Source organism: Stutzerimonas urumqiensis (assembly GCF_003640395.1).
Taxonomy (GTDB): domain Bacteria; phylum Pseudomonadota; class Gammaproteobacteria; order Pseudomonadales; family Pseudomonadaceae; genus Stutzerimonas; species Stutzerimonas urumqiensis.
Map to the genome: position 1 here is coordinate 127,017 of NZ_RBZQ01000007.1, position 11,868 is coordinate 138,884.

10 protein-coding genes are annotated in these 11,868 nt (G+C 66.5%); 4 read left to right on the forward strand and 6 right to left on the reverse strand.

Going from position 1 to position 11,868, the window contains the following annotated elements:
* Positions 1–13 precede the first annotated feature (13 nt).
* The 3 genes from D7325_RS14555 to tldD all read left to right on the forward strand — a co-directional run bounded on the left by D7325_RS14555 (position 14) and on the right by tldD (position 6,239).
* On the forward strand, positions 14–3,841 hold the full coding sequence (locus tag D7325_RS14555) for a YhdP family protein (RefSeq protein WP_120996846.1): 3,828 nt from the start codon (positions 14–16) through the stop codon (positions 3,839–3,841).
* A gap of 110 nt (positions 3,842–3,951) precedes the next feature.
* Entirely contained in the window at positions 3,952–4,800 is an 849-nt protein-coding gene (locus D7325_RS14560) for a carbon-nitrogen hydrolase family protein (RefSeq protein ID WP_120997070.1), read from the forward strand.
* Positions 4,797–6,239, forward strand: a complete 1,443-nt coding sequence (gene tldD / locus D7325_RS14565; protein WP_120996848.1) for a metalloprotease TldD — start codon at positions 4,797–4,799, stop codon at positions 6,237–6,239. Before D7325_RS14560 ends, tldD begins: the two co-directional genes overlap by 4 nt.
* Before the next feature lie 13 nt (positions 6,240–6,252).
* On the opposite strand, the gene yjgA is transcribed toward tldD, so the two are convergent.
* Complete coding sequence (yjgA, locus tag D7325_RS14570) at positions 6,253–6,771, reverse strand: ribosome biogenesis factor YjgA (RefSeq protein ID WP_120996850.1); 519 nt, start codon at positions 6,769–6,771, stop codon at positions 6,253–6,255.
* 96 nt (positions 6,772–6,867) lie between these two features.
* Between yjgA and pmbA the strand changes: the two genes are divergently transcribed.
* On the forward strand, positions 6,868–8,214 hold the full coding sequence (gene pmbA, locus D7325_RS14575) for a metalloprotease PmbA (RefSeq protein ID WP_120996851.1): 1,347 nt from the start codon (positions 6,868–6,870) through the stop codon (positions 8,212–8,214).
* Positions 8,215–8,259: 45 nt separating this feature from the next.
* Here the strand turns inward: pmbA and D7325_RS14580 are convergent, their stop codons facing one another.
* The 5 genes from D7325_RS14580 to D7325_RS14600 form a co-directional block, all read right to left on the reverse strand.
* Positions 8,260–8,532, reverse strand: coding sequence for an HPr family phosphocarrier protein (locus D7325_RS14580; protein WP_120996853.1), 273 nt, complete (start codon positions 8,530–8,532; stop codon positions 8,260–8,262).
* 8 nt (positions 8,533–8,540) lie between these two features.
* The gene (gene rapZ / locus D7325_RS14585) at positions 8,541–9,398 is read right to left on the reverse strand and encodes an RNase adapter RapZ (RefSeq protein ID WP_120996856.1); all 858 of its coding nucleotides are present in this window, start codon (positions 9,396–9,398) and stop codon (positions 8,541–8,543) included.
* A 9-nt stretch (positions 9,399–9,407) separates the two neighbouring features.
* Positions 9,408–9,872 (reverse strand): PTS IIA-like nitrogen regulatory protein PtsN, encoded by a 465-nt coding sequence (gene ptsN / locus D7325_RS14590; protein WP_120996858.1) that lies wholly within the window; start codon positions 9,870–9,872, stop codon positions 9,408–9,410.
* 6 nt (positions 9,873–9,878) lie between these two features.
* Entirely contained in the window at positions 9,879–10,187 is a 309-nt protein-coding gene (gene hpf / locus D7325_RS14595) for a ribosome hibernation-promoting factor, HPF/YfiA family (protein ID WP_120996860.1), read from the reverse strand.
* Between the two features lie 73 nt (positions 10,188–10,260).
* A complete protein-coding gene (locus D7325_RS14600; protein ID WP_120996861.1) occupies positions 10,261–11,769 on the reverse strand; it encodes an RNA polymerase factor sigma-54 in 1,509 nt (502 codons plus the stop codon).
* Between the last annotated feature and the right edge of the window lie 99 nt (positions 11,770–11,868).

Genomic DNA, 11,868 nt, shown 5'->3' on the forward strand with positions numbered 1-11,868 from the left:
TCCCGGCACGCGAATGACAGAAGTGTTCGCCGGCATCGTCCGGCGCCTGCTCTGGCTGGCCGTCGTCCTGTTGATGCTGCTGGCGCTCTACGTGAGTCTGGGCCGGCAGCTGGTTCCGCTGGCCGCCGAATACCGTCCCGACATCGAACTGGGCCTGGCACGTGCCCTCGGCCAGCCGGTCAGCCTGGGGCGGGTCGAAGGCCGCTGGCGGGGGCTGTCGCCGCAGCTGCTGCTGCACGATGTGCGCATCGGCGGCGCGTCGGGCGCCGTGCGCGTCGACCGACTGGTGGCGATCCCCGACGTGTTCGGCAGCCTGTGGCAGCGCGCTCCGCAGCTGTCCGCCATTTGGCTCGATGGGCTGAGCCTGGGGCTCGAGCAGCAGGTCGATGGTCGCTGGGCACTCGAAGGTGCCGATGCGCCGTCATCGGGCCCTCCGCCCGATCCGCAGCGGGTGCTGGAGGCGCTCGCCCGCATCCGGCGGCTGGTCGTGCTCGACAGCCAATTGATTGTCGAGCCGCACGGCGCACAGCCCTTCGCGTTCAACTACGTGAACCTGGAGCTGTCCAGCAGCGATGGACGCTTGCGTCTCGATGGGCGCGGGCTGCTGCCGGACGGCCAGCCGCTTGCGCTGCATGCGCAGGGGACGATCGACCCGGCGCACTGGCGGCAAGGGCAGTTCGAGGCCTATGTGAGCCTGCCGCAGAGCCGCTGGTCCGACTGGCTGCCGAGCGGCTGGGGGGGCACGCCTTGGCGGATCGATGCCCTGCAGGCCGGTGGCGAGGCCTGGCTGGTCTGGCGCGACGGCGCCGTGCAGCGGGCCTCGGCGCGGCTGAACGGTGCGACCCTGACGCTCGCGCACGGTCAGCGCGCCCCGGTCACGGTGGAGGACTTTGCGCTGTCGCTGCATGCGCAGAGAACCCCTGATGGGCTGCGCGCCCTGGTCGATGACCTCGCCTTCAACACGGCGGGGCAGCGCGTCGACGAGATGCGCGCGGCCATCGAGCGCATCGACGAGACGGGCGCCCTCGAGGCGCGCTGGACGGTCAGCGTCGATCGGCTGGCGATCGGCCCGCTTGCCTCGCTGGTCGCCGGCCTCGCGCCCTTGCCGGAAGCCGGTGCCGAGGCGCTGCGCGTCATGGCGCCGACCGGGCTGGTGCGCAATCTGCGGCTGGATTATCTGCCTGAGGCGACCGGCCCGACGCGATTGCGCTATGCGATGAACCTCGAAGATGCCGGCTTCGATGCCTGGCATGGCGTTCCGGCCGTCAGCCGAGTCGACGGCAGCGTCGAGGGCGATCTGGCGCAGGGCGAGGCGCGCCTGTCAGCCGACGACTTCTCCTTCCATCTCGCGCAGCTGTTCCCGGAGCCCTGGGTGTATCGCCAGGCGCGTGGTCGCCTGACCTGGTCGATCGAAGACGACGGCCTGTCGCTGGCGGTGCCCTATGCCCGCTTCGAGGGCGAGGAGGGGCGGCTGGCGGCCGACCTGTCCCTGCGCCTGTTCAAGGACCCGGCGGTCGAGGACTACATGGACCTGCGCGTCGGACTCAGCGATGGCGATGCACGTTTCGTCGACCGCTACCTGCCGACCCGCTCGCCCGCACTGAGCCCGGCGCTGGCCGATTGGCTGGGTACCGCCATTCAGGCCGGCACGATCGAGCAGGGCTATTTCCAGTACCAGGGCGCGCTGGTCGGTGCCGCCGCGCATTCGCGGACGTTGAGCCTGTTCTTCAGCGTGCGCGACGCCGAGCTCGCCTTCCAGCCCGGGTGGCCGGCGCTGCGGCAGGGGCGGGGCGAGGTGTTCATCGATGACCAGGGCGTTCGGGTCGCGCTCGCCGAAGGCCGTCTGCTCGACAGCCGGATTCACGATGCGATTGCGCGGATTCCCCGCGCGGAGCCGGGGCAGGCGCCACGGCTGGCGCTGCACGGCAGCATCGACGGCCAGGTCGCCGACGCGCTGTCGATTCTGCAGACCGCACCGATCGGCACCGCCTCGGTGTTCGCGGGCTGGACGGGCAGCGGGGCGGTGGACGCCGAGCTGCAGCTCGACCTGCCGCTCAATGGCGAGACGGCGCCGCACGTGGTGGTCGATTTCGCGCCGCAGCAGGCGCAGCTCTCGATGGCGACGCCGGATCTGCAACTGGAGCAGCTGAGCGGTCGCTTGCGCTACGACACCGCGGCCGGGCTGAGCGCGGATCAGGTCCGGGCGGTGGCGTTCGGCGAGCCGGTGCAGGTGACTGCGAAGGCCACCGGGGCGCCCGGCCAGCCCGAAACGCGCCTCGAGGCACGCGGCTCGATCGCCGTCTCGAGGTTGTCCGAGTGGCTGGGCTTCACCGGGCCGCTGCCGATAAGAGGTCGACTGCCGTACCTGCTCCAGCTGAGCCTGGCCGGCCGCGACAGCGAACTGGTGGTGCACTCCTCGCTGCTCGGCGCGACCATCGATCTGCCGGAACCCTTCACCAAGCAGCCCGACGAGCGTCGCGATACGTCCTGGCGCATGACCCTCGACGGCCCCGAGCGTCTCTACTGGCTGCGTCACGAAGACCTCGCGAGCCTCGCCTACGCCGCACCCGCGGACGACTGGCGGCGCGGGCGCGGCGAGTTGCGTCTCGGCGGCGCGGCGGCACGCTTGCCGGCGACCGACGGGTTGCGGGTCGAAGGGCGCCTGGCGCAGTTGGACTGGGCGGCGTGGAAGGATGCGTTCGCCCGCTACGTGCCGGCCGCCGAGGGCACTTCCGGTTCGGGCGGTCAGCCGGCCGGCGAATCGAGCTGGCTACGCAGCGCAGCGTTGCAGATCGGCCGCTTCGACGGCTTTGGCGCCACGGTCGAGGATCTGCGGCTCGGCGTGAAACGTACGCCGGACCGCTGGCAGCTCGATCTCGACAGTCACCGTATCGCCGGGACGGTCGCGGTCCCGGTGGACGAAACGCCGATGCAGATGGCCCTGCGCCATCTGCGTTTTCCCGCTGCCGAACCGGCGCAGGGCGAGCGAACGGCCGATCCGCTGGCCGACATCGACCCGCGCCAATTGCCCGCCGCGGACGTAACCATCGAGGCGCTTTATCACGGGGACGCGCGGCTCGGTCGCTGGGCGGGCAAGCTGCGGCCGATTGCCGGCGGGGCTGCGCTGACCGACCTGTCGTTGGAATTCAAGGGGCTGACGCTCACCGGTGCGCTCGACTGGATGCCTGCCGACAGCCGCTTCCGGGGGCGGGTCGCCGGTGACAACCTGGCCGACGTCCTGCGGGCCTGGGGGTACGAGCCGTCGCTGACCAGCGAGCGGTTCCGCATGGACGTGGATGGACACTGGCCAGGCTCGCCGGCGTGGGTAAGCCTGGAACGCTTTTCCGGCTCGCTGGAACCGAGGCTGCACAACGGTACGGTGGCGCAGATGGACGGCGGCGCGCAGGCGTTGCGCGTGTTCGGGCTGCTCAATTTCGAGTCGATCGGGCGCCGGCTGAGGCTGGATTTCTCCGACCTGTTCGGTCGCGGCCTGAGCTACGACCGGCTCAAGGGGCGGCTGGAGGCCACCGATGGCGTCTACGTCACGCGCGAGCCGATCACGCTCGACGGGCCGTCGAGCAATCTCGAGCTGAGCGGCACGCTCGACCTGGTCAGCGATCGGATCGACGCCAAGCTGCTGGTCACCCTGCCGGTGAGCAACAACCTGCCCCTGGCCGCGATCATTGCCGGCGCGCCGGCGGTCGGGGGCGCGCTGTTTCTCGTCGACAAGCTGCTTGGTGATCGAGTGGCCCGGTTTGCCAGCGTCCAGTACGACGTCGAGGGGCCTTGGCAGGACCCGAAGATCACCTTCGACAAGCCCTTCGAAAAGCCCGAGGGCTGATCGTCTCCCGGCGATCGACGAGCACAGGGTAGGCCTCGCCGCCTAAATCAGGCAGGCTTGCCGTTTGGCCCGGCGACCGGGCCATGTTGTCCACCCTTCGGTTGCCTTGCATGCAGATTGCCGTCGTCCAGATGACCAGCCAGCCCGACATCGCCGCCAACCTGGCGACGGCGTTCGAGCGGCTGGAGCACGCGGCCAGCAGCGGCGCGGTGCTGGCGGTTCTGCCGGAGAATTTCGCGACGCTGGGCTGCGGTGACGCACGGGCGATCGCACGGGCCGAAGCGCGTGGAGAGGGGCCGGTGCTGCCCTGGCTCTCCCGAGCGGCGAAGGATCTGGGGCTGTGGCTGGTGGGTGGCACGCTGCCGTTGCCGCCCGAGAACCAGCCGGATGCCAAGCCGCGCGCCTGCTCGCTGCTGATCGATGCGGACGGCCAGCGCGTCGCCCGTTACGACAAGCTGCACCTGTTCGACGCCGAGGTTGCCGACAGTCGCGGTCGCTATGGGGAATCCTCTGACTACGATCGCGGTCACACCCTCGTGGTCGCCGATACGCCAGTCGGACGGCTGGGTATGACGGTCTGCTACGACCTGCGCTTCGCCGAGCTTTACCTGGCGCTGCGCGAGGCCGGCGCGGAGTTGCTGAGCGTGCCGTCGGCATTTACCGCCGTGACCGGCGAAGCCCATTGGCGGCCGCTGCTCCAGGCGCGGGCCATCGAGACCCAGTGTTACCTGCTCGCCGCGGCGCAGGGCGGCACGCATCCCGGCGGCCGCGTTACCCACGGCCACTCGGCGATCGTCGATCCCTGGGGACGACTGCTTTCCGTTTGCCAGGACGGCGAGACCGTGCTGGTGGAGCGCCGTGATCCGGCGAACCAGGCGGCAATCCGCCAGCGCATGCCGGTCATGCGCCATCGACGCTTTACTGTGCCGCGGCTTCGCGGCGATTCGGAGTCCGTATGAGTGAACTGCTGTTACCCGTCGCCGAACGATTGCTGGCCCCCGCTGGCCTCGGTCTGGACGATCTTCCCGGTCTGCTCGGTGAGCTGGCTGGCCCCGGCATCGATGCGGCCGATCTGTACTTCCAGGACCAGGTGACCGAGTCCTGGGTGCTCGAAGACGGCATCGTCAAGGAGGGGAGTTTCCATCTCGATCGCGGGGTCGGCGTGCGTGCGCTGGCCGGGGAAAAGACAGGGTTCGCCTACACCAACGCCATCGGCCGCGAGCCCTTGCGCCAGGCGGCACAAGCGGCCCGTTCGATCGCCCGGGCAGGGCAGACCGCTCGCGTGCAGACGCCCGCGGATGTCGCCTTCGCGCCGCTGTACGGGGCGCAGAACCCCCTCGAGGGCATGAGCCGCGAAGACAAGGTCGCCCTGCTCAAGCGCATCGATCAGGCGACGCGGGCGCTGGATCCGCGCATCAAGCAGGTCACCGTGAGCCTTGCCGGCGTCTGGGACCATGTGCTGGTCGTCGCGCTGGATGGCGGTCTGGCCGCCGATATTCGTCCCCTGGTGCGCTTCAACGTGAGTGTCATCGTCGAGCAGAACGGTCGGCGCGAGCGCGGCAGCCAGGGCGGCGGCGGTCGCACGGGCTATGCGTTCTTTCTCGATGACGACCGCGCGATGGGTTACGCCCGCGAGGCGCTGCGCCAGGCGCTGGTCAATCTCGAAGCGGTCGCCGCGCCGGCCGGAACCCTGCCGGTGGTGCTGGGTTCCGGCTGGTCCGGGGTGCTGTTGCACGAGGCGGTCGGGCATGGGCTGGAAGGCGACTTCAACCGCAAGGGCAGCTCGGCCTACAGCGGGCGCATCGGCCAGTCGGTTGCTTCGCCGCTGTGCACCATCGTCGACGACGGTACGCTGGCCGATCGGCGCGGCTCGTTGAGCGTCGACGATGAAGGTACCGCCACCCAATGCACGACGCTGATCGAGAGCGGCGTGCTCAAGGGCTACATGCAGGACAAGCTCAATGCGCGCCTGATGGGTGTGCGGCCGACCGGTAACGGACGGCGCGAATCCTATGCGCACCTGCCGATGCCGCGCATGACCAATACCTACATGCTGGCGGGGCAGAGCGACCCGGCGGAAATCATCGCCTCGGTGAAAAAGGGCATCTACTGCGCCAGCCTCGGCGGCGGTCAGGTCGATATCACCAGCGGCAAGTTCGTGTTTTCGACCAGCGAGGCCTACCTGATCGAGGATGGCCGGATCACCGCCCCGGTGAAGGGCGCGACCCTGATCGGCAATGGCCCGGAGGTGATGACGCGGGTCTCGATGGTGGGCAACGACCTGGCGCTGGATAGCGGGGTCGGCACCTGCGGCAAGGACGGCCAGTCGGTACCGGTGGGCGTCGGGCAGCCGACGCTGAAGCTCGATGCGATCACGGTCGGCGGTACCGGCGCCTAGCGCCGGCATGCCTTCAGCGCAGGCCGCGCTTGGTCTCGTCCAGCTCGCGGATGTATTTGAACAGCTTGCGGCTGGCGGTAGGCGGCTTTTCTCGGGCGGCTTCCTGCTGGGCCTGACGGGCCAGGGCGCGCAGGTGCTGGCGGTCGGCGTCCGGGTAGTCGCCGACGAAGGCTTCGATGGCCGTGTCGGCGTCGCCGATCAGCCGGTCACGCCAGCGCTCGAGCGCGTGGAACCGCTCGTTGTATTCGCGCGTGGACGAGTCGAGCTGATCGATGAGCGAGACGATGGCGTCGATGTCCTGGTCGCGCATCAGTTTGCCGATGTATTGGAGATGGCGTTTGCGGGCCACGTTGGCCTTGTGCTTCGGCGCGTCCTGCAAGGCCTTGCGCAGCGGGTCGGTCAGCGGCAGGCGATCCAGCAGGTCGGGCTTGAGCGTGGTCAGGCGCTCGCCAAGGTCCTGCAGCGCATGCAGTTCGCGCTTGACCTGCGACTTGCTTTTTTCGCCGCCGTCGGCGTCGGAGAATTCAGTCATGCGGGTGGTCCAGAAAGAAAGCCGCCATCATAGCAGCACGCGTACGGCCGGACGCCCGGCCACGAGGGCGTCACGCCAGCGGAATTTGGAGAAGACATGAGCGATGTAGAAGAGATTGGGCCGCAGGGTCTCGGTGAATTGAAAGACAAGGTGGCTCGCATCATCGAGGAGGCGAAGCGCCAGGGCGCCACGGCCAGCGAGGTATCGGTGTCGCTGGAGCAGGGATTGTCGACCACCGTGCGCCAGCGCGAGATCGAGACGGTTGAATTCAACCGCGACCAGGGTTTCGGCATCACGCTTTACCTGGGCCAGCGCAAGGGCTCGGCCAGCACCTCGGGCAGCAGCGAAGAGGATATTCGGCAAACGGTGGCGGCGGCCCTGGCGATCGCCCGCCACGCCTCGGAAGATGCGTTCGCCGGGCTGGCCGATGCGTCGCTCATGGCGCGCGAGCAGCCGGACCTGGATCTCTACCATCCCTGGGCGATAAGCCCGGAGCAGGCCATCGAACTGGCGCTGGCGTGCGAAGCCGCCGCCTTCGAAGCCGATCCACGAATCCGCAATGCCGATGGCACCAGCCTGAACACCCACAGCGGTTCGAGGGCCTACGGCAACAGCAACGGTTTCATCGGCGCCTATTCGAGCACGCGGCACAGCCTGAGCTGCGTGATGATCGCCGAAGACCAGGGCCAGATGCAGCGCGATTATTTCTACGACGTCAGCCGGCTGGGCGACGCGCTGATGGCGCCGAGTGCCATCGGCCAGCGAGCAGCGCAGCGGGCAGTCAGCCGACTGGGCGCGCGCCCGGTCCCGACCTGCGAAGTGCCGGTGCTGTTTTCCGCCGAGCTCGCGACCGGGCTGTTCGGGCATTTCCTGGCGGCGATATCCGGCGGCAATCTTTATCGCAACTCATCCTTCCTCGAGGGCGCGCTCGAGCAGGTGTTGTTTCCGGAGTGGCTGTCGCTCGATGAGCGACCACACCTCCCGCGCGGCCTGGCCAGTGCGGCCTATGACGGCGACGGCCTGGCCACTTACGCCAAGCCGTTCGTCGACAAGGGTCGGTTGTGTTCCTACGTGCTCAGCACCTACTCGGGACGCAAGCTCGGCATGCCGAGTACCGCCAATGCCGGTGGCGTACACAACCTGTTCGCGACGCCCGGAAGCGAGGATCAGGCGGCATTGCTTCGCCGGATGGGGCGCGGACTGTATGTGACGGAGTTGATGGGGCAGGGGCTCAACCTGGTCACCGGTGATTACTCACGGGGTGCCGGCGGCTACTGGGTCGAGAACGGCGAAATCCAGTTCCCGGTCCAGGAAGTGACGATCGCTGGCAACCTGAGGGACATGTTCCGCCAGATCGTGGCAATCGGCTCGGATGTCGAGACCCGCAGCAGCATCCACACCGGCTCGGTACTTATCGAGCGGATGACGGTCGCGGGCAGTTAGTCAGCGTGTGGATCGATGCGATCGCCGGTTTGGCCGGCGATCGCGTCACTCGCCTTCTTCGAAATAATCGTTGATCAGTGCGACCAGTGCATCGAGCGCCTGCTCGGCCTGGTCGCCGTCTGTCTGGAGATGAAGGGTCGTTCCCTTGCTGGCGGCGAGCATCATCACCCCCATGATGCTCTTGCCGTCGACCAGGCTCTGCGCACTGCGCCCGATGCCGACGCGACAGGGATACCGATTGGCGACGCCAACGAACTTCGCCGCCGCTCGTGCGTGCAAGCCCAGCTTGTTGATGATCAGTACTTCACAGGCAGGCATTGCGGTTCCTAGCTCAAGTCTCGGTGGCGCACCTGAAGGTTCTTCAGTGACTTGCGTAGCGCACGGCCCAGGCGCTCGGCGATATAGACCGAGCGATGATGCCCCCCGGTGCAGCCTATGGCCACGGTGACATAGGCGCGGTTGCTGGCGGCGTAGCGCGGCAGCCACTTCTCCAGGTAGGCCAGGATGTCCTGATACAGCTCGTCGACGTCCGATTGCGTTTCCAGGTAGTCGATCACCGGTTGGTCGAGACCGGAATGTTCTCGCAGGTCGGCCTTCCAGTAGGGGTTCGGCAGGCAGCGGACATCGAATACCAGGTCCGCGTCGACCGGCATGCCGCGCTTGAAGCCGAACGATTCGATGAGGAACGCCGTTCCCGGTTCGGGCGTATTCAGCAGGCGCAGCTTCAGCGTGTCCCGCAGTTGGTACAGGTTCAGGTGCGTCGTATCGATCTTCAGGTCGGCGAGGTCGGCGATCGGCCCCAGCAGCAGCTCCTCGTCCTGGATGGCCTCGGCCAGCGAGCGGTTCTCGTTGGTGAGCGGGTGCCGGCGACGGGTCTCGGAGAAGCGCTTGAGCAAGGTCTCCACGTCCGCGTCGAGGTAGAGCACGCTGCACTGGATGTGGCGGCTCCTGGCCTCGGCCAGCAATTCGGGGAAGCGCTTGAGCTGGCTCGGCAGGTTGCGAGCGTCCACGGAGACGGCGACCTGGGGGTGGGTCAGTTCGGTATGCAACAGTGCACGCTCGGCAAGCTCGGGCAGCATGCCGGCCGGAAGATTGTCTATGCAGTAGAAACCGTTGTCTTCGAGCACATCGAGGGCGGTGCTCTTGCCGGAGCCGGAGCGGCCGCTGACGATGATCAGGCGCACGGTAGGCCCTTAGTGCCCGTTCTGCGCATCGAGAACGACCTGGTACAGGTCCGCGTCGTTGGTGGCACGTCGCAGACGATCGCGGACCTCGCTACGGTCGAGCATGCTGGCGATCTGGCGCAGCAGCTCCAGGTGTTCGTCCGTTGCCGCCTGCGGCACGAGCAGGACGAACAGCAGGTCGACAGGAATGCCATCGATCGCATCGAAATCGACCGCGGCGTCCAGTCGTAGCACGCCGCTGACGGGTGCCTGGCAACCGGCGAGCCGACAGTGCGGAATCGCGATGCCATTGCCGAAGCCGGTCGAGCCGAGCTTCTCGCGCGCGACCAGGCTTTCGAAAACCAGTTGGGGATCGAGGTCGGGCAGGTCGCCGGCAATCAGCCGGGCGACCTGTTCGAGCACGCGCTTCTTGCTGCCGCCCGGAACGTCGACGGTGCAACGTCCGGGGGTCAGGATGTCTTCGAGTCGGATCATGGGAAGTTAGCGAGCCACTACGCCTTGAGATCGGTCTAGCTGCTTTTCCTTGTGCTTGATGAGTTGACGATCGAGTTTGTCGATGAGCAGGTCGATGGCGGCGTACATGTCTTCGTGCTCGGCATTGGCAACCACCTCGCGGCCTGCCACGTGCAGCGTGCTCTCTACCTTCTGCTTGAGCTTGTCGACTTGAAGAATGACCTGGACGTTGATGATGCGGTCGAAGTGCCGCTCCAGGCGGTCGAACTTGTCCTCGATGTAGTCACGCAGGGCGTCGGTTACAACCAGATGGTGGCCACTGATGTTGACTTGCATGCTGCTGTCTCCTTCTTCCACGTGCAAAGAGGCAGGCTCGAAGGGCCTGCCGCTGGTACGCTTCCCGCGCGCGTCACATCAGTCGCTTGCGTTCACTGGATGGCGCAATCCCTAAGGATTCCCGGTACTTGGCGACGGTGCGACGGGCGACTTGTATGCCCTGTGCTTCCAGTAAACCAGCGATCTTGCTATCGCTCAACGGCTTTTTCTGGTTTTCCGCGGCGACCAGTTTCTTGATGATCGCGCGAATGGCGGTGGAGGAGCATTCCCCGCCTTCGGCAGTACTGACGTGGCTGGAGAAGAAGTACTTGAGCTCGTAGATGCCGCGCGGCGTATGCATGTACTTCTGAGTCGTCACGCGCGAGATGGTCGATTCGTGCATGCCGACCGCTTCGGCGATGTCATGCAGGACCAGGGGCTTCATCGCCTCGTCACCGTAGTCGAGGAAGCCGCGCTGGTGCTCGATGATCTGCGTGGCCACCTTCATCAGGGTCTCGTTGCGACTCTGCAGGCTCTTGATGAACCAGCGTGCTTCCTGGAGCTGGTTGCGCATGAAGGTATTGTCGGCGCTGGAGTCGGCTCGCTTCACGAAGCCCGCGTATTGGGCATTCACCCGCAGGCGGGGAACGGCTTCCTGGTTCAGTTCGACCAGCCAGCGACCGTTGTGCTTGCGCACGATGACATCCGGTACGACGTATTCGGGTTCACTGCTCTCGATCTGCGAGCCGGGCCGCGGATTCAGCGACTGGACCAGTTCGATGATCTGGCGAAGGTCATCTTCCTTGAGCTTCATGCGCCGCATCAGCAGGCTGTAATCGCGGCTACCGAGGAGGTCGAGATGATCCTTCACCAGCTGCAACGCCTCGTTGCGCCAGGGTGTGTCGTCTGGCAGTTGCCTGAGCTGAAGCAGCAGGCATTCGCGCAGATCGCGAGCGGCGATGCCCGCCGGCTCGAACTGCTGGATACGGCGTAGCACCACCTCGACCTCGTCCAGCTCGACCTCGAGTTCCGGGTCGAGCGAGGCCAGAATTTCCTCCAGCGTTTCCTCGAGATAGCCCTGAGGGTTGATGCAGTCGATGATCGTGACCGCAATGATGCGATCGGTATCGCTCATCGGGGCCAGATTGAGCTGCCAGAGCAGGTGGCTCTGCAGGCTTTCGCCGGACGAGGTGCGGGAGGTGAAATCCCATTCGTCGTCATCGCTGCTCGGAAGGCTGCTGGCGCTGGTCTGGTAGACGTCTTCCCAGGCGGTGTCGACGGGAAGCTCGTTGGGAATGCGGTCGCTCCATTCCGATTCTTCGAACGCGCCGTCGCTGTCCCCGGTGGATTCTTCGTAGGTGTTTTCCTGCGTGCGCTCGGTATTTTGGCCGTCCAGCCCCTTCTCGGCGTTGTCGGCCATCGGGTCGCTGGTTTCGAAATCCTCGCCGTCTTCCTGCCGCTCGAGCATTGGGTTGGACTCGAGCGCTTCCTGAATTTCCTGCTGCAGATCCAGCGTGGAGAGTTGTAGCAGTCGTATGGCTTGCTGCAGCTGCGGTGTCATCGTCAGCTGCTGGCCCATCTTCAAGACTAGCGATGCTTTCATGGCGGGGAACTTCAGACCTCTATGACCGGCATGGTTGCGTCCGCGATGTCAGGGTGTCCAGCCTGCGGAAAGCAAATTATATGCCTGGCAAGGCGTTTG

Excerpts from the sequence above, each read along its gene's own strand:
- pmbA (WP_120996851.1), top strand. The coding sequence starts at position 6,868 with ATGAGCGATGTAGAAGAGATTGGGCCGCAGGGTCTCGGTGAATTGAAA.
- D7325_RS14600 (WP_120996861.1), bottom strand. The coding sequence starts at position 11,769 with ATGAAAGCATCGCTAGTCTTGAAGATGGGCCAGCAGCTGACGATGACA.
- ptsN (WP_120996858.1), bottom strand. The coding sequence starts at position 9,872 with ATGATCCGACTCGAAGACATCCTGACCCCCGGACGTTGCACCGTCGAC.
- D7325_RS14555 (WP_120996846.1), top strand. The coding sequence starts at position 14 with ATGACAGAAGTGTTCGCCGGCATCGTCCGGCGCCTGCTCTGGCTGGCC.
- D7325_RS14560 (WP_120997070.1), top strand. The coding sequence starts at position 3,952 with ATGCAGATTGCCGTCGTCCAGATGACCAGCCAGCCCGACATCGCCGCC.
- yjgA (WP_120996850.1), bottom strand. The coding sequence starts at position 6,771 with ATGACTGAATTCTCCGACGCCGACGGCGGCGAAAAAAGCAAGTCGCAG.
- D7325_RS14580 (WP_120996853.1), bottom strand. The coding sequence starts at position 8,532 with ATGCCTGCCTGTGAAGTACTGATCATCAACAAGCTGGGCTTGCACGCA.
- hpf (WP_120996860.1), bottom strand. The coding sequence starts at position 10,187 with ATGCAAGTCAACATCAGTGGCCACCATCTGGTTGTAACCGACGCCCTG.
- tldD (WP_120996848.1), top strand. The coding sequence starts at position 4,797 with ATGAGTGAACTGCTGTTACCCGTCGCCGAACGATTGCTGGCCCCCGCT.